Genomic DNA, 26,342 nt, shown 5'->3' on the forward strand with positions numbered 1-26,342 from the left:
ATAAACCGTTTATCGCCTCAATAGACCTTTCATACTATCTCGTATTGAGTTTCAAAGACGACCGCTTACACTGAAACTAGGATAATTGAATTCTGGTTGAGATATGCATCTTTCGCTAAAGCAACATGGCTTCACACTGTTAGAAGTGCTTATTGCTTTTATGATTTTGAGCTTTGGGCTGCTTGGTGCTGTGGCATTACAAGCAAAAGCTAAACAAGCAAGTTTTGATTCTATGCAGCGAGCCGCAGCGGTTGAGCTTGCCAGCGACATCATGCATCGTATTCGTAGTAATGATGCGACCGACATCACGACACTTTATAAGGTAAAGTTTAATAGTGAGAGCGGAACTACAAAAGCGGACACTTGTTATACCGGATATTGTAGTGCAGCTAGCATCGCGCAAACGGATATTGCTAATTGGCGTCGAGCCATAAGAGCACGAGAAAATACCGGTTCGTTGGATAATGCGGTTGTATGTATTACTCCCACCTCGAGTGCCACCGATCCTTCCGGGGTAAATGTGAGGGTTGTTGTCACGTGGCGAGGACGTCAGGCCATGACTGCCCTTGAGGATAATCCCGCGGGGGATTGTGGTACGGTTGATGATAGACGCAGAGCGGTAGTCATGGAAACATTTGTTTTAATTAGGAGTGAGCCATGAAAAGGATGCTAGGGTTTACCTTATTGGAAATAATGATCGCCATGTTCATTGGTGTGATGTTATTAGCAGGTGTTATAGCAACATACATAGGTATGAAGGCGACCACCAATGACACGATGCAAATTGGAGAATTACAAGAAAAGGGACGCTTGTCTCTATCAATAATGCGTCGCGATATCGAGCAAGTTGGCTTTTGGGGAACCTTTTACGACAAAGGCTTCAAAAGTACCAATCAAAGTGCACCAGCAAATCCGGGTAATGATTGCAGCGATGGACCTAATAATGGAAGTTTCCCTAACAACGACCCCACAAATTTTAGACCTATCTTAGCGACACTCTCCGACGGTGCTAATGCTATGGAGTGTATTACCAAAGCGATACCCGAGACCGAAGTGTTGCAAGTGAAGTTTTTGGAAGGTAACCCAGTGGAAATCACAGGACTAGTTCCAGATGGGACACAAATCCAAAATGGAAGATACTACTTTATTGCGCAGCAAGAGCAGGCGGAGTTTATTGCTGGTAATACCATTGGCAATATGCCAAGTGTAAACGCCACATTGTGGCCTTATAGTCACCATGTTTATTACATAAGTGAAGAGCAGCAGGTGATTAACAATCGCACTATCACCATCCCTGTATTGAGAAGAAAACGTCTACTGGTAAGTGGTGGAATGAGTGATGAGCTGGTCATTGAAGGGGTTGAACGGATGCGGTTTGTGTTTGGCTTAGATACCGATTATGACGGCCGCGTAGATAGATATAGGCACACTGCGAATATGTCTGAGGCCGATTGGAGCGGAACGCGAGGGATTTTATCTTTGCAGTTGTTTGTTTTAGTTAGAGTCCTACAGCCTGATGCAGATTTCGGGGTGCAAAAGCGGACTTACTATCTGGGAAATGATCCCAATAGAAGCGAGCTAACTTATACAGATGCCGTTCGCAGAACGGTTTTCTCAACTACGATTTCGATGTACAACATGGGAGGCTCAGCATGGGAAATGTAAAGCAACGAGGTGTGGTGCTGATCATGGCGATGGTGATGGTGGTTGCTGTTATGGCGGTTGCAGTGACTTTAATGAGCACAAGTACCTTGGATATTAAAATGACACATGCGGTGATGGAGCGAGAAGAAGCCGAGAGTTTACTGTTTGGTGAAATGCAAAGGTTGATAAGGCAAGAGCAACGAGCCCCCAATAATGTGTTTTTACGCTCACGACAGCAGCTAGCAGATGGTGGCGCGACAGTACAAACACCCAATGGCTTACAAGCGACCGTGAAAAACTTAAATAACGGAGAGCTTGAGCTATTTTGTCCCCGACAATTTGATTACACAGATGGGTTCGTCTGTAACATGACGGAAGTCCAGGCCACGGTGGAATACGGCGATAGAGGTCGTCACAATGTAACTATTGTGATGGGTGTTGGGCAAGAAATAGTCAGTGTTTCAAATTAACTATAGACTTCTTCGGATATAAATTATGAAAAAGTTATTTTGTATTTTAATTGCTTGGTCCGCGTTGACACAAATCGTTCAGGCCGAAGATATCGAGCTTTACGTTAAACATAATGTCTCTACCCGTGAGCAGCCCAGAGTATTAATGTTATTTGATACATCGGGCAGTATGGCGTGGGACTCACAAAATGGTAAGGCGTGTTATGAGCGTTACTCATATCGCGTGTGGACTGGCTGGCGTTATGAAACACGTTATGGATACCAAGAAACAGAGTGCTTTAACGGTAGTAACTGTTATCAAGCAAATGAGTACAATCAAGCTGTACAGGGCTGTGCTGATAGCCGCCTCAAAGTTGCGCAAAACGCGATGCGTAAACTGGTGAAAGACAACGCAGATATCCAATTTGGTTTATCTCGCCTATATTCTTCAAGTGGCGGTTATATATTAAATGGTATTGGTAGTAGTAGTGATGACATTGTAGAAAAAATAAATGCATTACCTGCTTCTGGCTCAACGCCGTTATCTGAAACCTTATGGGAGTTGTATAACTACCTTAAAGGTGGAGATGTCTACTGGGGCGAAAACGGTGGAAACGATAGAGATAAGAGTATAGAGCGTCGTGGTAATTATATCTCCGCGTTTACTCCAGCCCGTGGCGCGGATGAACGCTGCGATACCTCAATTAATTTAATTTTAATGACAGATGGAGATCCAACCAGTGACACTAGCTCTAACAATAGCATAGTGAATGAATATTTTTCAGTCTATGGCTCTTATCCCAATTACTTTGATATAAATGAAGGTTCTGGTGTCACTAAAAATTATTTACCCGCATTAGCTAAAACAATGCGCGGTACGTCTCAAGTTAAAGTTGACTTATATCCTTCTACACCTGATGAACACGATTTTGCACGGGTCTTCACGATTGGTTTTGGTAATGGTATGTCGGGTACAGGCATAGATCTGCTTAAAGAAACCGCGACGCAAGGTGGTGGGCAATATCTTCATGCGCATACCGCAAACGACTTATCGGACGTGCTCAAAACCACGATTACCAATATCAGAAATGTGAGTGCAAGCTTTAGTTCACCAACCGTGTCTGCCAACGCACAAGATCCGACGCAAACCGGAAATGCTTTATACTACACTCAGTTTAAGCCGGAAACTCATACTCGCTGGCGCGGTAACCTTAAAAAATTAAAATTTGAAAATAAAAAAGTGGTGGGCCAAGAAGGTACCCCCGCGATAGATGAAAAAGGCGCAATCTCAAACAGTATTACCACCTTTTGGTCAGCTGGAGGCTCGAAGGATGGCAATAATATTGAAAAGGGTGGTGTTAACTACGCTTTGGAAAATCAACTAACGAGAAAAGTGCTGTCGGATTTTGACGGCGGCTCGTTAGTTGAATTTACTTATGATAATGCAGAGAGTGCATACGGTGGCCGAACACAATTAGCGGATGCGATGGGCCTAAGTGGTGCCAGTAAAAGCCAGTTACAAGAAGTCTTCAACTGGGTAATTGGCAAAGATGTAGATGATGACGATGGAGATGGTTTTTCTTCGGATAGAAGAGCCGATATATTTGCAGATCCGCTTCATTCAAAGCCAGCATCAATTGACTATGGGAATGGTGACGTTCGCATCTTATTAGGCACCAATGCTGGTGTGTTACACATGTTCAAAGACAATGGTAACAGTGTAAGCGAAAGTTGGGCATTTATTCCGAAGTCGCTTTTATCTATCTTAAACCCAGTGAAAACGGAAAAAGCAGAAACCAAGTTATATGGCATGGATGGCCCAATTACTGTCTATTTTCATGATATCAATAAAAACCGAAAAGTAGAGTCTGGTGACAAGGTGTGGGCCTTTGTTGGTATGCGCCGTGGTGGAAACAAGTACTATGGTTTCGATATCACTAACCCTGATTCGCCATCATTACTTTGGGGTGGGCCTATTTCTGGTGATTCAAATAAGTTTAAAGATTTGGGACAAACGTGGTCTAAGCCTGTCGTCAGCTTTATTGAGAAGCAAAAGAATAGACCCGTATTGATTTTTGCTGCAGGTTACAACACCAACAAAGATAATGTATCGCGCTCAGTCGACGAGAATAACAAAGGTGTTGGCATTTACATGGTCGATATTATGTCAAACAATGCTGATATCGTTTGGTCGCTTACGGGGGATGCGTTTAAGGGGGAGCATAGCATCGTTGCGCAACCTGCATTGACGGATTCGGACTACGATGGCTTTAGCGACCGAATATATTTAGCGGATACCGCAGGCAGTATATGGCGAATAGATATGCCTGGACCAAACCCTAATGATCCTACGGAGCCGTGGACACACTTTGAGCTTGCACAACTGGGTAGTACAGCCGCTGATCAGGATAGACGTTTTTTCTATAAACCGACGATTGCGAGAACGTTTTATAGTGAGGTAACTAAAACTATCTTCGGTACAGGAGCGAATGATTATCGTATGGAGCGAAAAGATACACCGTTTGATGCCATTGTAATAGGTAGCGGCAACCGCGCAAAACCAACAGACTCAAGTGTAACGGATTATCTATTTATGGTTAGGGATGTGAATACCAAAACACAGTCATTTGTCGAGGATATCCCAGAGCCGATAGTCATCAGTGATTTAATGGAAATGAAAGATGATCCTTTTGGTAATGCGGTAAATGACTTGGACAAATTCGTTAAACAAGAGGCTAAGCTGGCTCAATTTAAAGGTTGGAAGTATCAATTATCTGGTGGAGAAAAGTCGCTAGCAGAATCAACAGTGATTGGTGGGGTCGCTTATTTTACGTCATTTACCCCAGCAGACCAGACTACTCAGCAATGTACGCTCACGGGCGGCAAAGGCCAACTCTATATGTTTCACTTGCACTATGGTACGGGTAAAACCTATATTACATCACAAGACTTACCAGATAAGCCCTCGATCATAGTAAGAGACAATATTGTGTATATTCCAGGTCCAGGGATTGAAGCAGGACCTGATGCAAGTACTCCATTTGCACCACCGAGTATTCCTAGTGAACCGGTACCCGTTAAAAAACCGGTTGAAATATTCACAACCAAAAGTACAAAGATAAAGACTAAACAGCTTTATATCTATAAGAGAGAAGATAGCGATGAGAAAGGGAAAGATGAATAGAAATAACTCCGCAGGTTGTTTAGTCGAAAGAGGGTTTACCTTAATTGAAGTAATGATAGTGGTGGTGATTATCGGGATCCTATCAGCTATCGCTTACCCTAATTACAGTGAATACGTTAGGAGGGGGGCAAGAGCAGACGCTATGACTTTGTTACTTGACGCTGCGAATAAGCAAGAACAATTTTTTGTGGACAACAGAGCTTATTCGAATGATCTTGAAGCAATCGGTGTACCAACAGCAACAGAGAATGGCTACTTCAACATGACACTTGAAAACGTCACCAATGATACTTTCAGAATTGTTGCAACAGCTGCATCGGGGCCCGTACAAGGTGATGAGCAGTGTCCTGCTTTAACTATCGATGAACTTGGGGTTCGTGGTGTTACTGGGACAACGAATCAAGACGCTATAGACAGGTGTTGGGAGCGCTAGTTTTCTGGGGAAGTAGTTAACTTCCCTTTTTATTAATACTAACTATCCCCGAGCTTAGGTTATTTAACCTGAGGTTTGGATAAGGAATGAGCTAATTCATTGTTTTTAATATTACATTAAATTATTTCCTTATCTAGCCAGAAAGTTTTGGGATTAACACCGCTTCCGCGTCCTGCTCTCGCTAAGGTACCTACATCCTGTAGGCAAGGCGAATTTACGTACCAATAGCGGGCTATTGGAAGTGAATTCAACGCTGTTAGCGCAAAAACTGGCTGCTAGAAAGGCATTAATTATCCGAAGCTTAGGTTATTTACTTTTGACACTCATCAGTATCTTTTAGAGTGCTTTTCCCTGTGTAGCTAACTGACAACGACAATCCCACAGTAGAACTTGCGTTACAGTAGACAAAAGTACCGTTATAGAGTCCTGCGAGATGACCAAAATGACGAAATATAATGGCGTTTCTTGGGTAGGTGAGCTTGTCACCTGAGTCTACCGAGTCCACAACCGCTAACTTATAATCATCGTCTGAAAACTCACCTTGAGGGTGGTAGTCGATAAAAACCGTTAACTGAGTGTGCCATTCTTTGTCGTCGCAGCGATTGTTTTTCAATGGGCACAAAGTAACGGTTGCACCGCTTGCAACGGCTTGAATGCGAGCAAAATTAATGGCCCGTCGTAATGCTTCCAATTTTATTTTTGGTTTATCAAACTGAAACAAAGCAGTAAGAGTGGGAAGAGAAAATAAACTGACGATGGTGATAATCGCCAAACACACTAAAGATTCCAATAGGGAAAAACCCATATGACGATGCATATCCTTTGCCTCGTATTATATTTTCTTTAAGCCTAGTCGTTTATATGTTAAAGGCAAGATTGGAACTTCGAGATAATTTGCGTATCGGTGTTTTGCGTCTATTCACAGGATTCTGTCGTACTTCCTCGATATAATGCTGTGCCAGCGGTTGAAACACTCAGCTGCTGATTATTGTTGTCATCGCCTGGGCAATAGGTGAAATTGCCAGCGTTTGAACCACTTAAGAGTCCGCTTGAATCAAACCTTAGAAGATTGCCTGCAGGCTGGTCTTTGTTCTTAAACACCATAGTGTCGTTATCGTCTACGACCTCCATAGTGCGATGGATAGTATCTCCATTACTAAATGTGCCATTTTTATCTCTGTCAACAAACACGCTAATTCTGTTTGTTGCCCAATTATCTTGGCAAGTAAATGCAGTCCTAGCTTGAATATTGGCTGGTGGCGCGGGGCAGAGAATGACAATGTCGTCTGCAGCGGTTGCTTTTACACGAGCAAAAGCGATATTGCGTTGTAATTCTTGTAAGAAGGACTCTGCTCGGTTACGTTGCAGCAGGTTGCCATCAAAGCTAAATGAAATGGCCAACACGATAGCCAATATAGCGATGGTTATCATCAGTTCTAGTAGATTGAATCCTGCTGATTGTTTCATTACCGCCTCACAACCAAAAAGTAATAATTTATGATTAATATTATTGCGTGAAATCACTTCAACTTTCAATGTCTTTGTTTGCCTTGGGCAAGCGGATTGTCTAAAATCGACGCTATACCAAAGGAATCGAGATAGTCATGAAGAAAATAGAAGCAATAATTAAACCGTTTAAACTTGATGATGTCCGAGAAGCGCTTTCGGATGTGGGGATCACGGGTATGACGGTATGTGAGGTAAAAGGTTTTGGTCGTCAGAAAGGTCATACTGAGTTATATCGCGGTGCTGAATATATGGTAGATTTCTTGCCTAAAGTAAAACTTGATATTGTTACCGCAGATGAAGACGTTGACAGAGCCATTGAAGTTATCCTAAAAACCGCTCAAACGGGCAAAATTGGTGACGGTAAAATCTTTGTGACCGATGTTGAGCGTGTGGTTCGGATCCGTACAGGTGAAGAGGACGAAGAAGCAATTTAATACGCTGCTCAGTCAAATGCTTACCTTTTAAGGCTGCTTACCTTCTATTATGGGCAGCCTAAATCCTTCCTTATTACAACTACAATCAAAAAAACACGCTGACGGCTGATGTCTATGTACAGGAAACAAGTATTTTTTACTGCTGTAGAATGCTTGAAGGCGAGTACTGGTGAAAGAGGCGTCACGACATTGGTGATATCGTGACTTAGCACTCTTTTTATTTGTTACGTGCGTTAACCGATTTGGCTTTTTTCACGTTATCTGCAAGGTCAGGAAGACCAAGCTTTCGGTAGCTTTTTTCCATAATGTCAAAAGCTTGGGTCAGATAACTACTTTGAGAGTAGTGCTCTACTACATATTTGCCACGGTTTGCTGCGGCAAGATATGCTTCACGTTCGAAGTAATATTCAGCGACTCTCAGTTCGTAACGAGCCATTTTGTTTAGTAACCATACTAAGCGTTTTTTCGCCTCTGGTGCATATGGACTGTTTGGGTAGTTTTTAACCAGCGTGGTTAAATCCTGAAAAGCAACGCGGGTGCGATTGGCATCGCGGTCGGCTCTGTCTACACCGAAATATTCTTGGAATGCGTTTTCGTCAGCTTTAATACTTACCAGACCTCGCATGTAGTACATGTAGTCTAGGTCTTTATGATTTGGATTTAAGCGAATAAAACGATCAATAGTGGCAAGTGCTTGGTCAGTGTTACCTGTTTGATAATATGCATAGACTAAGTCCATTTGAACTTGTCTTGCATAAGGGCCAAACGGGTAACGAGCATTAATCGCGCCCAATAATTCAATGGCGCGGGCATATAAACCTGAATCTAATGTTTGTTTAGCATCTTCATAAAGCGCTTGGGCGGATTTGTTTGGTACGCGCTCAATATCTTCTTGTTCTGGTGCGGATGAACAGGCTGCCAAACCCAAAACAGACGCGGCTAACGCCAGCCTAAAGGCGTGTGTCCTTAAGTTTTTAATCATTTTATTTTACTACCTTTGTTTTCTTCGGCTAGGCCAACTCGGCAAAACCGAGTAAACTATGCATTAATACGATTCTAACCCAGTCGAGCACGGCTTGCACTGGTAAATTAGGTAAAGTTTCAGATGTCAGAGCAAATTTCCCTCCAAGCGGAGGTTCCAGTCGAACTCGGTGGTAAACGTCTAGACCAAATATTGGCGCAATTGTTCCCGGATTTTTCTCGTTCAAGAATAAAAACTTGGATCCTTGAAGATAAAGTCACCGTAGATGGCGAAGTATTCAACACCCCTCGTGAAAAGTTACTTGGTGGTGAAAGTGTCGCTATCGAGACGGTTATCGAAGCACAACGTGAATACGAAGCGCAAGATATAGAGTTAGACATTGTTTACGAAGATGATGACATTCTTGTGATAAACAAGCCGATGGGGCTGGTGGTTCACCCCGGTGCCGGTAACCCAGATGGCACTGTGTTAAATGCTCTGCTGCACCATCACCCAGAAATCATTAACGTGCCACGTGCTGGTATCGTACACCGTCTAGACAAAGACACGACTGGTCTAATGGTCGTAGCGAAAACTATTCAAGCACAAACGCACTTGGTGAAGAATCTGCAAGCGCGTGAAAACTTCACACGTGAATACGAAGCTGTCTGTAATGGCACGATGACCGCAGGTGGCATGATTGAAAAGCCAATCGGTCGTCACGCAACCAAGCGTACACATATGGCAGTACATGAGATGGGTAAGCCAGCTATCACTCATTACCGTGTTGCTGAAAAGTTCAGAGCACACACGCGATTGCGCCTGCGCCTAGAAACCGGTAGAACGCACCAAATTCGTGTACACATGGCGTATTTGAATCACCCACTAATTGGCGATCAGCTCTATGGCGGCCGTCCTCGTCCACCAAGAAATGCAACTCAAGGATTAACCGAGCAATTAAGAGAGTTTAAACGTCAGGCATTGCATGCTATAAAATTGAGTATCGCTCACCCTATTACTGGCGAGAAGATGACATGGGAAGCGCCTGTGCCTGAAGATATGATTAAGTTGGTGGCAGCGCTCAGAGAAGACACCAAAGAAAACCCGGATTTAACGTTATAAGATGCAACTTGCTCAGTGGCCATTAACCCAATTAGTTGGGACATTATCAACAACGCGTAAGGGCGGTGTTTCAGCGCCGCCGTATGATAGCTTCAATCTAGCCTTTCATGTTGGTGATAATGCTGAACATGTAGCCGAAAACCGTCGAATTTTACATGGTTATGTGGCCAACCCGATTGTATGGCTTGAGCAAGTACATGGCGCAGAAGTGGTGGTGGTCGACGAGCAGTTTGAAATCGCACAGGTCCATCAAGCCGATGCCTTATACACTCGATTGCGTCAAACACCACTGGCTATCATGACAGCAGACTGCTTACCCATTCTGCTTGCATCAAAAGATGGTGAAGAGGTGGCCGCTATCCATGGTGGTAGGAAGCCTCTTGCGGCTGGAATTATCTCGCAAACACTGGCTAAGTTTAACTGTGCACCTGAAGAGATCTGTGTATGGTTTGGCCCTGCTATTGGGCCTAGAGCATTCGAGGTGGGCGAAGACGTAGTAGAGGCTTTTGAGGCGCAACGAAATACGGCATTTGTTGCCAAAAAAGACGGTAAATATATTGCGGATATTTTCGAGCTTGCACAATCGTTACTACGCGAGCAAGGTGTAAAAAATTTTTACGGCGATAAACACTGTACAGTAACTATGTCCGAGCAGTATTTTTCCTATCGTAGAGACAAAACAACGGGCCGTATGGCAACTTTGATTTGGCGCAAATAATCAGGGTAAATTATTACTTTTACGCTTGATCTTCGTTCAGTTAATACCCATAAATAAGGTAATTCGATATTTTATATGGGTAAATAAATCATGCGTTTAGATAGATTTACAAGCAAATTCCAAGCTGCGCTTTCTGATGCGCAGTCATTAGCGCTTGGGCGCGATCACCAATTTATTGAACCTGTTCATTTAATGTATGCTTTGCTCCAACAGAGCGGATCGAGTGTGCGCGCATTATTAGCACAAGCAGGTGTGAGCGCCGACGAGCTTAATACTAAGTTGTCACAAGCCATTGAAAAGCTATTTAAAGTAGAAGGTGTAGGTGGTGATGTACAGCTTTCAAATAACCTTATTTCGCTGATCAATCTGTGTGATAAATATGCACAAAAGCGTAAAGATAAATATATCTCCAGCGAGCTATTTGTTTTTGCTGCGTGCGAAGATAAAGGCCCATTAGGCGAGATTTTCAAAGCGCTTAACATCACCCAGCCAAAGATTGAGCAAGCCATTAAGGCTATTCGAGGGGGTCAAAAAGTGGATGACCCTAATGCCGAAGACACTCGCCAAGCTCTTGAGAAATTTACCATCGATCTCACTGAGCGTGCTGAGCAAGGTAAGCTTGATCCTGTTATTGGCCGTGACGACGAAATTCGCCGCACTATTCAAGTGCTACAGCGCCGTACTAAAAACAACCCTGTACTTATCGGTGAACCGGGCGTTGGTAAAACCGCCATCGTTGAGGGGCTCGCGCAGCGTATTATCAACGGTGAAGTTCCTGAAGGTTTGAAAAGTAAGCGCGTACTATCGCTAGATATGGGCGCATTGGTGGCAGGAGCCAAATACCGTGGTGAATTTGAAGAGCGCCTAAAGTCGGTATTGAACGAGTTGGCTAAAGAAGAAGGTCAAGTTATTCTCTTTATTGATGAAATCCATACTATGGTAGGGGCTGGCAAGACCGACGGTGCAATGGATGCAGGTAACATGCTAAAACCCGCACTTGCTCGTGGTGAGCTTCACTGTGTGGGGGCGACCACGCTCGATGAATATCGTCAGTATATTGAAAAGGACGCGGCACTTGAGCGTCGTTTCCAAAAAGTATTTGTTGCAGAGCCAACCGTAGAGGACACCATCGCGATTCTACGTGGCTTAAAAGAGCGTTACGAATTGCACCACTCGGTCGATATTACCGATCCCGCGATTGTCGCTGCGGCTAATTTATCACATCGTTATATCTCAGATCGGCAGCTTCCAGATAAAGCTATCGATTTGATAGACGAAGCAGGGTCTTCAATTCGGCTGCAAATTGATTCAAAGCCGGAGCAATTAGACAGACTAGAGCGCCGTATTATCCAACTAAAATTGGAAGATAACGCGCTGGCAAAAGAGAAAGATGAAGCGAGTCAAAAGCGTCGCACTGAGATGCAAACGCTCATTAATGAATTAGAAGCTGAGTATCGTGAGCTTGATGAGGTGTGGAATGCCGAAAAAGCCTCACTACAAGGCACACAAGTGATTAAGGCTGAGCTTGAGCAAGCGCGTTTAGATCTAGAAGTCGCGCGTCGAGCAAGTGACTTGCAACGCATGTCCGAACTGCAATACGGTCGGATCCCTGAGCTTGAGCGAAAACTAGACCTTGCTTCTCAGGCTGAAATGCAGGAAATGAGCCTTTTAAAAAATCAGGTCGGTGAAGATGAAATTGCAGAAATTTTATCTCGCTGGACTGGGATCCCGGTAGCAAAAATGCTTCAAGGTGAGCGTGAAAAGTTACTGCAAATGGAAGACGAGCTCCATAAAAAAGTGATTGGGCAAGACGAAGCCGTTAATGCGGTTGCCAACGCTATCCGTCGCTCACGAGCCGGGCTTGCAGACCCAAATCGCCCAATTGGTTCGTTTTTGTTCTTAGGTCCAACAGGGGTCGGTAAAACGGAGCTGACCAAAGCGTTAGCCAACTTTATGTTTGATACAGAAGACGCCATGGTGCGCATTGATATGTCCGAGTTTATGGAAAAACACTCAGTTGCGCGCTTGGTTGGTGCACCTCCTGGTTATGTTGGCTATGAAGAAGGCGGCTATTTAACAGAAGCGGTAAGGCGTCGTCCTTATTCTGTGATTTTACTTGATGAAGTGGAAAAAGCGCATCCAGATGTATTTAACATCTTATTGCAGGTCTTGGACGATGGTCGCTTGACCGATGGTCAAGGTCGCACGGTTGATTTTAAAAATGCGGTGATCATCATGACCTCGAACTTAGGGTCGGATGTCATTCAAGAGCAAGCAGGAAATAACGACTACGCGACACTCAAGGAGCGTGTTATGGGCGTGCTTGCTAGTCAGTTTAGGCCTGAATTTATTAATCGCATTGATGAAACTGTGGTGTTCCACCCGCTTATCAATGAGCATATTAAAGAAATTGCGAGTATCCAGTTAGACAGATTGAGTAAACGCTTAACTGAAAAAGGCTTTGCGCTTGAGCTCAGTGACGCCGCGCTTGATAAAATCGCTGCAAGCGGGTTTGATCCTGTATATGGTGCCCGTCCTCTAAAACGAGCAGTGCAACAATACATTGAAAACCCGTTGGCGCAGGACTTGTTACAAGGGAAGTTTGTGACTGGAGATACCATTAAAGTCGAGGTTGTCGACGACCAGATAGTGTTCAATCACTAATATGGCTAAACGCTCTTACAGCCATACTGTAAGAGCGTTTTTCTTTCCCATACTGTAAATTTCTTCAAACTCTTTACCCTTTCGCGTATTCTACAAAGATAACAAACTGTCTTCTAAGAAAGCCGCACATGATAAATAAGTCAACCACTTACGGTATCTACGAATTTGGTGATAGCAATCAGCTGTGTAGTACCACCATTTCTTTGCCAGCGCTTAGTTCAGGCCAAGTGCGCATAAAAGTAAACAGTACCAGCATAAATCCTATTGAAGTGAAAACCAGACAAGGCCTTGGTTATGTTGCAGCGCAAAAAAGCGCAGATGCTTTTTTGCCGCTCGGATATGATCTGTATGGTGAGGTGGTTGAGGTTTATGGCCCAGATAGCCAATTTAAAGTAGGCGACCTTGTCATCGGTATGATTGGGTTTGCAAGTAACCCCGGAACCTATAGTGATTATGTCGTGGCGCTTGAGCCAGAGCTCATTAAGGTTTCTTTGCAAGAAAATCCAGATATTGCAGGTCTTTGTCTTGCGGGTCTTACGGCAAAACAAGCGCTAGATAAATTTTCGAATCATAATCGTCCACTATATGTATTGGCACCAACCGGTGGCGTGGGGCATTTAGCAGTTCAACTAGCACAGCTTGAAGGTCGAAAGGTAGTTGCTGTCTCGACCCGCCCTGAGCACGAATTGTTGTCAAAGCTTAAGGTAACGGCAATAAGTTATGACGAATTTTATCAGCACCAAGTTGAATGCGATTTACTGGACTTAATTGGTGGCGATATTGCATTACAGTGTGTCGACTCGATGAAGCCGGATTCGCACCTAGTGACTATTCCCAGCGTCACCAAAGAAATGGTCTGTGAGCGAGCTACGACAAGGGGTGTAAGGGCTGAGGGGATGTTGGTTGCGAGTAATTTAGACGATCTTAAATATTTGTATCAGGCGTACCAAGCTGGCAAAATCAGCATAAATGTAAGTCATTACTTTGCTATGGCGGATATTGCGCTGGCTCATCACTGTATGGAAAGTGGTAAGCATGTTGGCAAAGTTATTATTAAGGCCTAAGTGTACTAAAAGTAACCATATTTAAATTGATTGCTCGGTTTAAATCACTCATTTAATGAATACACTTGGTATAATTTGGTTTCGACCCCATAAACTTGAAATTGGCCTGTAGGTTCGAGGAAGAATTTTTGAAACAATTAGACTTAAACACTAAGCTGGACTTATTGTCTGACGGCGCGCATCGCGGCGTTTTCAAAGGTATCAAAAGAGGTATCGAACGTGAGGCATTGCGGATCCAAGGGTCGGGAAAAATAGCGAAAACACCGCATCCAGAAAAGACGGGCCATGCATTGACCAATGGTCATATCACCACTGATTTTTCTGAGTCGCTACTCGAATTTATCACTCCAGTGAGTGAGGACCCACAAGAGACATTAGCGCAACTTTCTGATCTACAGAAGTTTACTTTGGCTAACATGGGTGATGAGTTACTGTGGCCTTTGTCGATGCCGTGCTTTATTGAGGATGAAGAAGATATTGTCCTAGCACAGTTTGGTACTTCTAATATCGGCAAAATGAAAACCCTATATCGTGAAGGGCTGAAAAATCGCTATGGCAGTATGATGCAGGCCATTGCGGGTGTGCACTTCAATATTTCGTTTCCAGAGACCGTATGGCAAAGCCTGCAAGTGATGTCTGAAGATGATAACCCTCAACAATCATTTATCTCCCAGCAGTATTTAGGCCTCATTCGTAACTTCAAGCGTGAAATGTGGCTGATAAGCTACCTGTTTGGCGCATCTCCTGCGCTTTGTCCGTCATTTTTGCAAGGCAAAAAGAGCGACTTGCCATTTAGTAAGCTAGAAAATGGCTCCATATATCTTGAATATGGCACCGCACTTAGACTGGGTGATTTAGGTTATACCAATAGCGCACAAAGCTCGCTTAAGGTGATGTATAACGATCTGGATGAGTATATTGCAGGCTTGCGACAAGCCATTCGTTGCCGCTCCGACTTGTATCATGAAATTCCAGACTATCGAGCAGCAGAGCCAAAACAGCTGAATCGCAACATTTTACAAATTGAAAATGAGTTCTACTCACCAATTAGACCAAAGCGCAATGCCAAGTCTGGTGAAACGCCGACTCAGGCACTTGAACGTGGTGGTATCGAATATATCGAAATTCGTGCGCTGGATGTTAACCCATTCGAGCACACCGGTGTGAGTCTGGAGCAAATCCACTTCCTAGACGTGTTTTTAACCTATTGTTTGTTAAAGCCAAGCCCTGAACTTTCGTTTGAAGCGCAGAAGCTCGCTGGTAAGAATTTACATCAGGTGGTTAACCAAGGTCGCTGCACAGCACTCGAACTGAGTAAAGCGGGTGAGCCTGTGAGTGTGAAACAGTGGGGCACAGAGATTTTTACAGACTTACTCAAAGTCGCAAAAATGTTAGATGCGAGTACTGAACAATCAGTCTATGTGGCGACGGTGGAAAAATTAATGTTGTCAATTGAAACGCCTGCACTTACTTTTTCTGGGCAGTTGCTATCTCAACTGAAGAGTCGTACCTTAGAACAAGGCTCAATGGGCATTGAACTTGCGAAAAAATATAAGCAACTTCATCAAGATATCAAATATGGTTATTACGATGAAGATACGCTGAAGTCATTTGCACGTCAGTCTTTCGAAGATGAGGCTGCGGTTAGAGCTGCGGATACGGTAGACTTCACGGCTTTCCTTGACGATTATTTTTCAAGGGCATAATGCACAAGACAAAAAAAAGCGCAGCCATAAGGCTGCGCAAATAAATTTCAGGGATGAAACAATGCTAAACTGCTGCATTCATAAGTTCAGACCAATGCAAATTGTAAAAGTTCATTAGGTTTCGAAAAAATGCAAAAAAAATTAATTTTAATTAGCCTCGTCGCCGTTTTATCCGGATGTGCTACTGCACCACCTAAACAACCTCATGATATTTGTAAAATTTTTGAGGAAAAAGAAGATTGGTATTATGATGCTCGTGATGCTCAAGAAAAATGGGGCTCACCAAAGCATGTACTGATGAGCATGATGTACCAAGAAAGCTCTTTTCGTCACGATGCGGCTCCTCCTATGGAATATTTCCTGTGGTTTATTCCTGTTGGCAGAGTGAGCTCTGCTTATGGCTACTCTCAAGCCAAAACTCCGACCTGGTCTGATTATATTCGTGAAACTGGAAACTCAGGTGCAGATCGCGATGACTTTGAAGACGCCATCGATTTTATGGCTTGGTTCGTATACAAAACTCACAAAGTAAACGGCGTGTCAAAATGGGACGCTTATGCACAATACCTCAATTATCATGAAGGCTGGGGCGGTTATCGTCGTGGCACTTATAAAAATAAGAAATGGTTAATGCAAGTCGCAAATAAGGTAAAGCATCGAGCTGCGCGCTATGCCGTTCAACTTAAACGCTGTGAAGATGATTTAGATAAGAACTGGTTCGAGCGAATTTTTTCTTGAGGAAATTGCGGTGTTATTTTCAACACCACAATTGAGTTTACTTGCTTAAGAGTTATACCAATTAGTCTTAATACTTGCTCAATTTGAAGGATAAAATCTGACGCTAACTGCGTTAAAAATTTCTCATTTAGAACAACTAAATAACCTGAGCTGCGGATAATTAATGCCTTTCTAGCAGCCAGTTTTAGCGCTAACTGCGTTGAATTCACTTCCAATAGCCAGCTATTGGTGCGTAAATTCGCCTTGTTTTCCCTAAAACTCTCTGGCTAGACAAGGAGAAAACTAAGTTGTGCTTTAGCAACAATGAGTTGGAACATTCCTTATCCAAACCTCAGGTTAAATAGTAAAATTTTTGCCTTGCCTATATGGATGTAGGTACCTTGGCGATAGCAGGGCGCGGTAGCGGTGTTATCGACAAGATTTTCTTGCCTCAAAATAGACCACTTAATTAAGCTAATTGGTATTAGAGGAAATTTTCACCATCTTGATCATGTTTTCTTTTATCTCAATGACTTCCATCTTATAACCAGAAATCGTTAAGCCAAGAGGCGCATCTGGAATATCTTCAAGGTGCTCTACAATCAGGCCACTCAGGGTTTTAGGACCTTCGGTAGGTAAGTCCCAACTCATTTCCTTATTTAAGTCACGCACGTTTACACTGCCGTCAACCATAACTGAGCCATCACGCTGCATGTTTACGTCTTCGCTCGGCGCACGCGTCTGCGTGGTGGTAAAGTCACCAACAACTTCTTCAAGAATATCTTCGAGTGTAACCAGACCTTGAATGTCACCATACTCATCAACAACAAGACCAATACGCTCTTTGGCTTCTTGGAATTTAATCAGCTGTGTATTGAGCGAGGTATTCTCTGGTACATAGTAAATCTCTCTTACCGCACGTAGTAGTGACGGCTTATCAAACTGCTCTTTTGTCAGTAGGCGTAGCGCATCACGAGCGTGAATAAAACCAACCGCATCATCAATTTGGTCACGGTAAAGTAGCACTCGGGTATGCTGCGCATTCGTGAGCTGGCGAGCAATATCTTTCCACTCGTCATTGATATCTATCGCATTGATTTCACTGCGTGGGATCATAATGTCTTCTACGGTCACGTGATCCAAGTCTAAGATAGAAGTGAGCATGTTTTGGTGGTTTGAGGGCAGCATAGCGCTCGACTCATTTACCACGGTTTTTAATTCTTCTTTACTTAGGCTGTGCTCTTCAATCTCTTGTGGTGTGATCCCGACCAATCGCAACATACCATTGGTGATCCAGTTGGTTGCCACAACCAAAGGGAACAAGACCTTCAACAATACTTTGAGGATAACAGAGCTTGGGAACGCGACTTTCTCAGGGTATAAAGCCGCGAGAGTCTTAGGTGTAACTTCAGCGAAGATAAGAACCACAAGTGTGAGACCAAAAGTAGCAACTGCGATACCCATATCGCCATACAGGCGTAATCCAATGATGGTAGCCACTTGCGCAGCGGCAATATTGACGAGGTTATTTCCAATCAGGATCAGACCAATCAGTCTGTCAGGACGGTTAAGGAGGTTACTTACACGCTTCGCACCACGGTGATTCTCTTTTTCAAGATGGCGTAGACGAATACGGTTGATTGACATGATACCGGTTTCTGAACTAGAAAAATAAGCCGACATCAAAATGAGCACGCCGAGTATGATAAACAAGGCGCTGGTCGATATGTCTTCCAACAGTGGATCCCTTTTTTACTTACGAAAGAGTATTAAGCGTTAGTGAGTTACGATAGTCAAGTTAAAGTTTAAAACCTGCCTAAAATCACTTCTTGTATAAAGCGACTACCAAAGTAACCTAAAGTTACGATGCCAGAAGCCGCTATGATTGAAATCACCACAGATTTACCGCGCCAGCCGAACTGCTTATGCCCAAATGCGACGACGACATAAATAAGCCATGCAACGATAGATAAAATGGTTTTGTGAATAGTCTCTTTAGCGAACATACCGTCTAAAAAGTAAAAACCGGATGCCAATGCCAGCGTTAATAAACCTGTGCCTACAAATAACAGTTGATAAAGCTGCCTTTCCACTTGCATAAGTGGCGGTAGATGGCTGGTCATAATCGCCAAATCCCGCTGTTTTAGACGTTTATCAATAAACATAAATTGAATGGCGTAGAGGGTGGCGATGATAAGTACGCAGTAAGCCAACAATGAAAGTGAAATATGCAAAACGAGACCAACATCTATGTTTATTGTATGCATAATAATATGGTGCGGAATAAACAGGCTTGCTAATAACAAAATGGCGGCAAAGCCATACACCACAGGTAGTAATAGTGTTGCAGGGAAGCGCAAAGATACGGTCGTTACAGAAACGACGATAACCCAACAGGTTAACAAGGCAACGTTGACGGTACTGAGATCTTGTCCTTGATGCGTAAACACTGAATTCACCAACACTAGCATATGAGTCAAAATGGCGACGGTGCTTAATATTAAGGTTTTCTTTTGATCTGGACCTTGTTTGTCAAATAAGCGCGATAAAACATGGCTAGTGGCCATGACGTAAAAGAGACAGGCGATTAATGACAAGCTAACAATCAACATAAAAATAAGTGCCTAATTTTTGCTTTCCTTTTTTAGCTATTGTATTTAAAGCCTCTGCGCTTGCATAGGGTTTTATTTCAATCCGTTAACTTATTCTTATTTTCGTTCAACGAAAGCGTAAAAAGCAGAACAATCGGCTTGAATACTGTATTAGTGGCTCGCATATCAGTATAATGCCCGACAATTTCGAGATTTTGGAACCGATACATGTTTGAAAACCTCCAAGAGCGTTTAGGAAAAACGCTTAAAAACATCAGTGGCCGTGGCCGACTAACTGAAGACAATATTAAAGAAACACTCCGTGAAGTACGCATGGCATTGCTTGAGGCTGACGTTGCCTTGCCGGTTGTGCGCGACTTTGTAAAACAAGTAAAAGAACGTGCGGTTGGTGTAGAAGTCACAAAGAGTCTGAGCCCAGGCCAGGTTTTCATCAAGATTGTTCGCGAAGAACTTGAAAAGTCGATGGGTGAGGCCAACGAGGAGCTGAACCTAAACGCGCAGCCGCCAGCTGTCGTCATGATGGCAGGTCTTCAAGGTGCGGGTAAAACCACCAGTGTTGGTAAGCTGGCTAAATTCCTTAAAGAGCGCAAAAAGAAATCTGTGTTGGTGGTGAGTGCTGACGTTTATCGTCCAGCGGCTATCAAACAGCTTGAAACGTTAGCAGCAGAAGTTGACGTCGAGTTCTTCCCCAGTGATATTTCACAAAAGCCGGTAGATATCGCAACGGGTGCTATTTCTCACGCGAAGAAAAAGTTCATTGATGTGGTACTTGTGGATACCGCAGGTCGTTTGCACGTAGATGCAGACATGATGGACGAAATCAAAGATTTACACGCGGCGATTGATCCGATTGAAACCTTATTTGTCGTTGACTCAATGACAGGTCAGGATGCTGCAAATACAGCAAAGGCGTTTGATGAAGCGCTGCCACTTAGCGGTGTTATCTTAACTAAGACGGATGGTGATGCGCGCGGCGGTGCGGCTCTGTCTATTCGTCATATTACCGGTAAACCCATTAAGTTTATCGGTGTGGGTGAAAGAACTGATGCTCTAGAGCCATTCCACCCTGACCGTGTTGCATCTCGAATTCTAGGTATGGGCGATGTACTGTCGCTTATTGAAGAAGTCGAAATGAAAGTCGATAAAGACAAAGCCCAAAAAGTGGCTGAGAAAGTCTTTAAAGGCGACGGTTTTACACTGGAAGATTTTGCTGAGCAGCTGCGCCAGATGAAAAACATGGGCGGTATGATGTCGATGATGGAAAAGCTGCCTGGTATGTCGAACTTGCCAGATGCAGTAAAAGGTCAAGTAAATGATAAGACCTTTAACCAAATGGAAGCCATCATAAGCTCAATGACGCCAAAAGAGCGTGCACGTCCTGAAATCATCAAAGGCTCGCGTAAAAAGCGTATCGCTGCGGGTTCTGGTACGCAAGTACAAGACATTAATAAGTTGCTGAAGCAATTTACCCAAATGCAGAAGATGATGAAGAAGATGAAAGGCAAAGGCGGCATGATGAAAATGATGAAGAACATGAAAGGCATGATGCCGCCGGGCATGTTCGGTGGCGGTGGGCCTAAGTTCTAACACCGTTTTATAGTCTGTATAATGTGAAAGGCAAGCCATGAGGCTTGCCTTTTTGTTTACTTAGTTATTCTTAAAATTGGGCACTATTGGCCTAAAGTTTTCTGCTTTTCTAGGGTCGCCTGTACCAATGTACTGGGCTTCTTGTGGATAGGGGTAAACAGGGCGAGTGAAAAGAATATTGCCCTGCGGATCTTCTTTTTGCGTCATAAGCGCATCCGGTGCTATGCCTGTATCAAGCCAATGCACTAACGCTGCGATGGCATCAAAGGTTTCAGCGCCAGGTCCCTCGATACCACAATGCACCAATCCTGGTGGCAAGAATAACCGAGCAAAGTCGTAGGTGTTGTCTTTACCCATATAGTTGATAACTGACTCATACCAATCAATAGTTGCATATGCGGGTATTGCAGCGTCTGACCATCCATGTAATACAATCATTTTGCCACCGCTATTTTTAAACCCAGTGAGATCAGGGTGATCGGCGTCCATAAAGCTTGAGATAGGTGAAAGCTCGCCAACCTCATTGTTATAAGAAAAGTCTCTCCAGTTGCCTTGATTGTATCTTTCTCGAGGAAAAGCCAAGTACTTTAAGTACTCGGTTGCAGCATAATAGTGATAAGGCTTGATAAACGGTGCTTCAGGAAACAACCAACCTGTCCATTCAGGCTCGGAGCCATAGGGGAGGCCGCCATAAATGACGTTGCCTTGTTGGTCGTAGGATGGTGCATATATTTCCTTAATTGCGTTGACTTGGCGAGGTGTCAGGCATTTACCCGTGGTGTTGTTGCTGCACAGGAGCGTTTGCGGGTCAAAATCGCAGCGTCTTGGGTCGCTTATTAATCCATCAACTAAGCCATCTTTATGGTCACATGCTTGCATGACGGCCTGTGAAATAAAGTCAGTGTAGCTTGCATCGAGCAGTGCGTTATCGTTTTCATCCAAAATAGCTTTTGCGTTATCCATGCAGTTAATTAGGTTGACTTTGGTGTAATTAATCGTCGGTCCTCTGGCAATCACGCCATCAAAATCATTTGGGTAACGCTTTGCGGCCATTATCCCTGCATGACCTCCCTTCGAACAACCCGATATAAATGAGTACGTAAGTTGTTTACTATAAAAGCGCTCAATAACCGCCTTTGCTGCAACAGCAACCACATGATTCGCTCGGTAGGCAAAGTCCTCCCTTAACGGCACATTGTTTTTAGCCCACAAACCATCGAATCCAGCAGCGGTATGGCCGCCATCATGAGACATGGTCGCGTAATTACGCATAACGCCAGCCATCGTTGGGTAGTTGGATACTTCGCCACAAAAGCCCATACAGGCATTGAGCAAGAAACGTTGGTTCCAAACTTGATTCATTGGCAACCTAAGCTGAAAACGTATCGTCGGTGCCGCATAGCCTTCAACCAAACAGTGCTCAGGTAAAGAGTTTATTCCTTTTGGTATAGGTGCACCCAATAGGCGACTATACTTATATGTCCAGAGTTCGGTGTCGGCATCTAGGGTTTGGCTTGGTACATATTCTGCGTTGGTGATACTCATTGCAGCATTACCTTGCTCTAGCTGCGAGAAGTCACCAAAACGTAACAGTTTACAAGCCGTTATTTCTTCATTGTTTGCTGCAAGTGTTGAAGTAGCAATGAGCGCAAAAGAAAAGAGTGGTATACCTAGAAGTAGATGTTTAATTGAACGTTTTGCTTTGCGCATTTGGTTCATATGTGTGCTTTCCTTATAAATGAAACAACAGGGATTTTCGACTTTCCAGCAGTGCTGAAAAAGCCAATTTTTTGTACCACTATTGGGACGAATGTGCCGTGCGAAACTTCAGCGGTAACTTTGTAGCAGGGTCTAATAAAGCATCAACTTTGGAATTAACTTGCATTGCGCGTGAAAATGCGTAAAATGCCCGAGCTTCCCGTAATGGGAAGTACAAACTTATTAATGAAAACAGTCAATCTATGTAGAGGACGGTATGGTAACTATTCGTTTGCAACGTGGCGGCGCTAAAAAGCGTCCATTCTATCAAATCGTGGTTGCGGATAGCCGTTTCTCGCGTGACGGTCGTTTCATCGAGAAGGTAGGTTTCTTTAACCCTATCGCTGCAGGTCAGGAAGAAAAAGTACGTTTAGATTTATCTCGTGTTGATCACTGGGTAGGTCAAGGTGCAGCTCTTTCAGATCGTGTTGCGAAGCTGGTTAAAGACGCTCGTAAAGCGGCTTAATAGGCGTAAGTGTAACCATGAGTCAAAGTAAAACCTCGACAATCGTTGTTGGTAAGCTTGGTGCTCCTTATGGCATCAAGGGTTGGCTTAAGGTGCATTCATTTACTGACGATCCCCAAGGGATCTTCGATTTCAGCCCATGGTTGATAGGGCAACAAGGTAAATGGCAAAACCTTGAAGTGAGCGACTGGCGTCGTCACAACAAGGGATATATCGCTAAATTTGCACAGGTAAACGACAGAGACGAAGCAGTGGCTTATACCAATGCTGAAATCGCTGTTTATGCTGAGCAGCTTCCTGAATTACCTGAAGGGGAGTTTTATTGGCGAGATCTCATCGGCATGTCAGTAGTAACCGATAAAGGCTACGACTTAGGCATAGTTGATGACTTGATGGAGACTGGTTCAAACGACGTTTTGGTTGTGAAAGCAAACAAAAAAGATGCATTTGGCCAATCGGAAAGATTAATTCCATTCTTAACAGACTCTGTTATTTTGGATATTAATCATGACGAGAGAAAAATTACGGTAGATTGGGATCCAGCGTTTTAATGAGCGATCAGCAAAAGCTATGGGTTGGAGTGGTTTCACTTTTTCCTGACATGTTTAATGCGATAACTCAGCAAGGCGTAACGGGTCGAGCTGTGAAAAACGGCTTGATTGAGTTTAATTGTTGGAATCCGAGAGACTACGCCACTGATAAACATAGAACCGTGGATGACCGCCCTTATGGTGGTGGCCCGGGAATGTTGATGATGGTTGAGCCTCTGAAAAAAGCTATTCTTGATGCCAAAACGGCAGCAGGAGCAGGCGCTAAAGTAATTTATATGTCCCCTCAAGGGCGAAAGCTAGATCAACAAGGTGCGACTGAATTGGCGCAATCTGAAAAGTTGATTTTAGTAGCGGGTCGTTATGAAGGTATTGATGAGCGGATCATCGAGTCTTATATAGACGAAGAGTGGTCCATCGGCGATTTTATACTGAGTGGTGGTGAGTTACCAGCCATGACATTAATCGATGCAGTCGCGCGATTAGTGCCAGGTGTGTTAGGTCATAACCAATCAGCAGAACAAGATTCATTTTCGGATGGCTTGTTGGATTGTCCTCATTATACTCGGCCGGAAACATTGGATGATAAACAGGTGCCTGCTGTATTACTCAGCGGAAACCACCAAGAAATAGCCAAATGGCGCTTAAAGCAGTCTTTGGGTAGAACTTGGCAACGTCGTCCTGACTTGTTGCGTAACCTAGCTCTGACTGAGGAGCAGGCGGCATTACTTGCTGAATTTCAGCAAGAGAATGGCCAAGCTTGTGGCTAGAAGACAGTTACACCTAGGAATGTGAGAAATAAAATGGCAAAAGTAAACCAAAATATTATTAAAGAGCTTGAAGCTGAACAGCTTAAGCAAGACGTACCTGCGTTCGGCGCTGGTGATACAGTAGTTGTACAGGTACGCGTAAAAGAAGGTAACAAAGAGCGTCTACAGGCCTTTGAAGGTGTTGTAATCGCTAAGCGTAACCGTGGTCTACACTCATCTTTCACTGTTCGTAAGATTTCAAGCGGTGAAGGTGTTGAGCGTGTATTCCAAACGCACAGCCCTCTTATCAGCAGCGTAGCAGTTAAGCGTCGTGGTGCGGTTCGTCGCGCTAAGCTTTACTACCTACGTGAGCGTTCTGGTAAATCTGCACGTATTAAAGAGAAACTTAACTAATACGTCGCATTTATCAAATGCAGATAAAACAGGCCGCTTTATGCGGCCTGTTTTGGTTTTATCCCTCTCATTATTTCCATTCTGTGAATACTCACTGACATATCAGGCGTCTTGTCACGATATTTTCATGGTTGCTTACTTTTAAAGCGGCGTACTTCTTGTTAGACTCGGTGTATTATTTAATTTACTACTGTATATATAAGTTTACATCATGAATGGGGCTAACGATTTAGAAGCAATACGCGTTGCAATAGATGATTGCGATAGCGAGCTTGTCGCGCTACTTGCAAAGCGCAAAGCATTGACCGAACAGGTTGGAAAAATAAAACAGCAAAAGGGCGCACCGCTACATGTGCCGAAGCGCGAAGCTGAGCTGATCAAAGCCCGGCGCGCAGAAGCTGATGCCAAAGGGGTAAACCCTGATTTAGTTGAAGATATTCTGCGTCGTATGATGCGAGAAGCCTACGAAAACCAGCAAAGTGAACTCGCCTGTGCCGCACCAAAAATGTCTCCGGTTGTTATTGTCGGTGGCCAAGGCGCCATGGGTAAACTGTTTGCGAAACAGTTTAGACGCTCAGGCTACGAAGTACGCATTTTAGACAAAGACAATCAATCACAGGCTACTGAGCTACTGAGTGATGCAAAATTGGTGCTGGTGAGCGTACCAATTAACGCGCTAGAGCAAGTCGTTAACGAGTTACCAGCGCTACCTGATGATTGTATTCTTGCAGATATTACCTCTGTGAAGCAAGCCCCGCTCAAAGTACTAATGAACAAGCACAACGGCCCTGTGGTCGGTCTACACCCTATGTTTGGTCCAGATATATCTCACTGGGTTAAGCAAACTGTCGTGGTGTGCGAAGGACGTATGCCAAAGCAATGCGAAGGATTAATCAAGCAACTAAAGATCTGGGGCAGCCAGTTGGTACCGATGGACGCTAAAAAACACGACCAATCCATGCAGATCATTCAGGTAATGCGCCACTTAACTACGTTTGTATACGGTCAGTTCTTATCTAAGCAGTGCCATTCATTAAAAGAGCTAAGAAGCTGCTCATCGCCTATCTACCAATTAGAGCTGATGATGGTGGGACGGCTGTTTGCGCAATCCCCTGAGCTTTATTCAGATATTATGCTCGCGCAATTTAATGATGTAGAAGGGTTATTGGCAAGCTATCAAGATACCTTTGAGCAGACATTGACCAAGCTACAACAAGGCGATAAAGAAGGCCTAATGCAATCTTTTTCAGAGGCCAAACAGTATTTCTCAGAAAGCGCGAAACACTTCTTATCACAAAGCCGAGGCCTGCTTAACAAAGCCAATGACGCAAAAGTGTTGGATTATGAGGAAAGTATTTAGCGTCAAGGTATGTCTCCTACATCACAGTGCAAATAGTGTTGCGGGAGTGGCTTTACGCCACGATTTTATGTAGGTCGCCATTTATGGCGACAAATAACTTAGATGCTGATACAAAAGAAATTTGTTCTTAGCCCTAGCCTAACGAAGCGAAGTATCAAATAATACCCGTTACTATCTGCATCAATGCTGATAATACAGCTCCAAGCATGAGGTGGGTGTCAGCGATTTCTTTCTTTTTAAAGT

At 43.8% G+C, this 26,342-nt stretch carries 24 protein-coding genes; 18 read left to right on the top strand and 6 right to left on the bottom strand.

Annotated elements, in window-relative coordinates:
- Positions 1–103 precede the first annotated feature (103 nt).
- Genes pilV through DS891_RS12800 form a run of 5 tightly spaced genes read left to right on the top strand, consistent with a single transcriptional unit; the run spans position 104 to position 5,710 of the window.
- Positions 104–661, top strand: a complete 558-nt coding sequence (gene pilV, locus DS891_RS12780) for a type IV pilus modification protein PilV (RefSeq protein WP_174169983.1) — start codon at positions 104–106, stop codon at positions 659–661.
- The gene (locus DS891_RS12785) at positions 658–1,665 is read left to right on the top strand and encodes a PilW family protein (RefSeq protein ID WP_095727497.1); all 1,008 of its coding nucleotides are present in this window, start codon (positions 658–660) and stop codon (positions 1,663–1,665) included. The genes pilV and DS891_RS12785 overlap by 4 nt, the downstream gene beginning before the upstream one ends.
- Entirely contained in the window at positions 1,653–2,114 is a 462-nt protein-coding gene (locus tag DS891_RS12790; RefSeq protein WP_095727498.1) for a pilus assembly protein PilX, read from the top strand. The genes DS891_RS12785 and DS891_RS12790 overlap by 13 nt, the downstream gene beginning before the upstream one ends.
- A 25-nt stretch (positions 2,115–2,139) precedes the next feature.
- Positions 2,140–5,277: a pilus assembly protein gene (locus DS891_RS12795; protein ID WP_174169984.1), complete on the top strand. Its 3,138-nt coding sequence runs from the start codon at positions 2,140–2,142 to the stop codon at positions 5,275–5,277.
- Positions 5,270–5,710 carry a type IV pilin protein gene (locus tag DS891_RS12800; protein WP_174169985.1) on the top strand — a complete coding sequence of 147 codons (441 nt, stop codon included), beginning with the start codon at positions 5,270–5,272 and terminating at the stop codon, positions 5,708–5,710. Before DS891_RS12795 ends, DS891_RS12800 begins: the two co-directional genes overlap by 8 nt.
- A 310-nt stretch (positions 5,711–6,020) precedes the next feature.
- On the opposite strand, the gene DS891_RS12805 is transcribed toward DS891_RS12800, so the two are convergent.
- Positions 6,021–6,527 carry a GspH/FimT family pseudopilin gene (locus DS891_RS12805; RefSeq protein WP_238536744.1) on the bottom strand — a complete coding sequence of 169 codons (507 nt, stop codon included), beginning with the start codon at positions 6,525–6,527 and terminating at the stop codon, positions 6,021–6,023.
- Between the two features lie 98 nt (positions 6,528–6,625).
- Positions 6,626–7,177, bottom strand: a complete 552-nt coding sequence (locus DS891_RS12810; protein ID WP_238536745.1) for a GspH/FimT family pseudopilin — start codon at positions 7,175–7,177, stop codon at positions 6,626–6,628.
- Between the two features lie 137 nt (positions 7,178–7,314).
- Here DS891_RS12810 and glnB point away from each other — a divergent pair, with 137 nt between their 5' ends.
- Positions 7,315–7,653 (top strand): nitrogen regulatory protein P-II, encoded by a 339-nt coding sequence (gene glnB, locus DS891_RS12815; protein WP_010371023.1) that lies wholly within the window; start codon positions 7,315–7,317, stop codon positions 7,651–7,653.
- A gap of 217 nt (positions 7,654–7,870) precedes the next feature.
- Here the strand turns inward: glnB and DS891_RS12820 are convergent, their stop codons facing one another.
- Positions 7,871–8,635 carry an outer membrane protein assembly factor BamD gene (locus DS891_RS12820; protein WP_010371025.1) on the bottom strand — a complete coding sequence of 255 codons (765 nt, stop codon included), beginning with the start codon at positions 8,633–8,635 and terminating at the stop codon, positions 7,871–7,873.
- Between the two features lie 123 nt (positions 8,636–8,758).
- Between DS891_RS12820 and rluD the strand changes: the two genes are divergently transcribed.
- The 6 genes from rluD (at position 8,759) to DS891_RS12850 (ending at position 16,626) form a co-directional block, all read left to right on the top strand.
- A complete protein-coding gene (gene rluD, locus DS891_RS12825) occupies positions 8,759–9,736 on the top strand; it encodes a 23S rRNA pseudouridine(1911/1915/1917) synthase RluD (RefSeq protein WP_010371027.1) in 978 nt (325 codons plus the stop codon).
- Position 9,737: 1 nt separating this feature from the next.
- Positions 9,738–10,454, top strand: coding sequence for a peptidoglycan editing factor PgeF (gene pgeF / locus DS891_RS12830; RefSeq protein WP_174169986.1), 717 nt, complete (start codon positions 9,738–9,740; stop codon positions 10,452–10,454).
- A 90-nt stretch (positions 10,455–10,544) separates the two neighbouring features.
- Positions 10,545–13,118 (top strand): ATP-dependent chaperone ClpB, encoded by a 2,574-nt coding sequence (gene clpB, locus DS891_RS12835; RefSeq protein ID WP_130163731.1) that lies wholly within the window; start codon positions 10,545–10,547, stop codon positions 13,116–13,118.
- Positions 13,119–13,246: 128 nt separating this feature from the next.
- Positions 13,247–14,182, top strand: coding sequence for an NADP-dependent oxidoreductase (locus DS891_RS12840; protein WP_010606681.1), 936 nt, complete (start codon positions 13,247–13,249; stop codon positions 14,180–14,182).
- 128 nt (positions 14,183–14,310) lie between these two features.
- The gene (gene gshA / locus DS891_RS12845) at positions 14,311–15,888 is read left to right on the top strand and encodes a glutamate--cysteine ligase (protein ID WP_174169987.1); all 1,578 of its coding nucleotides are present in this window, start codon (positions 14,311–14,313) and stop codon (positions 15,886–15,888) included.
- 129 nt (positions 15,889–16,017) lie between these two features.
- Positions 16,018–16,626 carry a transglycosylase SLT domain-containing protein gene (locus DS891_RS12850; protein ID WP_010606683.1) on the top strand — a complete coding sequence of 203 codons (609 nt, stop codon included), beginning with the start codon at positions 16,018–16,020 and terminating at the stop codon, positions 16,624–16,626.
- 453 nt (positions 16,627–17,079) lie between these two features.
- Here the strand turns inward: DS891_RS12850 and DS891_RS12855 are convergent, their stop codons facing one another.
- Positions 17,080–18,342 (bottom strand): HlyC/CorC family transporter, encoded by a 1,263-nt coding sequence (locus DS891_RS12855; RefSeq protein ID WP_010606684.1) that lies wholly within the window; start codon positions 18,340–18,342, stop codon positions 17,080–17,082.
- A gap of 68 nt (positions 18,343–18,410) precedes the next feature.
- Positions 18,411–19,217, bottom strand: a complete 807-nt coding sequence (ccsA, locus tag DS891_RS12860; protein WP_174169988.1) for an inner membrane protein YpjD — start codon at positions 19,215–19,217, stop codon at positions 18,411–18,413.
- 207 nt (positions 19,218–19,424) lie between these two features.
- Between ccsA and ffh the strand changes: the two genes are divergently transcribed.
- The gene (ffh, locus tag DS891_RS12865; RefSeq protein ID WP_010606686.1) at positions 19,425–20,804 is read left to right on the top strand and encodes a signal recognition particle protein; all 1,380 of its coding nucleotides are present in this window, start codon (positions 19,425–19,427) and stop codon (positions 20,802–20,804) included.
- A gap of 60 nt (positions 20,805–20,864) precedes the next feature.
- Here the strand turns inward: ffh and DS891_RS12870 are convergent, their stop codons facing one another.
- The gene (locus DS891_RS12870; RefSeq protein ID WP_174169989.1) at positions 20,865–22,523 is read right to left on the bottom strand and encodes a tannase/feruloyl esterase family alpha/beta hydrolase; all 1,659 of its coding nucleotides are present in this window, start codon (positions 22,521–22,523) and stop codon (positions 20,865–20,867) included.
- A 256-nt stretch (positions 22,524–22,779) separates the two neighbouring features.
- On the opposite strand from DS891_RS12870, the gene rpsP reads away from it, so the two are divergent.
- From rpsP to tyrA, 5 genes are all read left to right on the top strand, one after another.
- The gene (rpsP, locus tag DS891_RS12875) at positions 22,780–23,028 is read left to right on the top strand and encodes a 30S ribosomal protein S16 (protein ID WP_010371051.1); all 249 of its coding nucleotides are present in this window, start codon (positions 22,780–22,782) and stop codon (positions 23,026–23,028) included.
- 17 nt (positions 23,029–23,045) lie between these two features.
- Positions 23,046–23,579, top strand: a complete 534-nt coding sequence (rimM, locus tag DS891_RS12880) for a ribosome maturation factor RimM (RefSeq protein WP_010606688.1) — start codon at positions 23,046–23,048, stop codon at positions 23,577–23,579.
- Positions 23,579–24,346, top strand: a complete 768-nt coding sequence (gene trmD / locus DS891_RS12885; protein ID WP_174169990.1) for a tRNA (guanosine(37)-N1)-methyltransferase TrmD — start codon at positions 23,579–23,581, stop codon at positions 24,344–24,346. The genes rimM and trmD overlap by 1 nt, the downstream gene beginning before the upstream one ends.
- 33 nt (positions 24,347–24,379) lie before the next feature.
- Positions 24,380–24,739 (top strand): 50S ribosomal protein L19, encoded by a 360-nt coding sequence (gene rplS, locus DS891_RS12890; protein ID WP_017216162.1) that lies wholly within the window; start codon positions 24,380–24,382, stop codon positions 24,737–24,739.
- Between the two features lie 211 nt (positions 24,740–24,950).
- Positions 24,951–26,099, top strand: coding sequence for a bifunctional chorismate mutase/prephenate dehydrogenase (gene tyrA / locus DS891_RS12895; RefSeq protein ID WP_174169991.1), 1,149 nt, complete (start codon positions 24,951–24,953; stop codon positions 26,097–26,099).
- Positions 26,100–26,342 lie beyond the last annotated feature (243 nt).

It is taken from the genome of Pseudoalteromonas sp. JC28, from assembly GCF_013319255.1.
GTDB lineage: Bacteria > Pseudomonadota > Gammaproteobacteria > Enterobacterales > Alteromonadaceae > Pseudoalteromonas.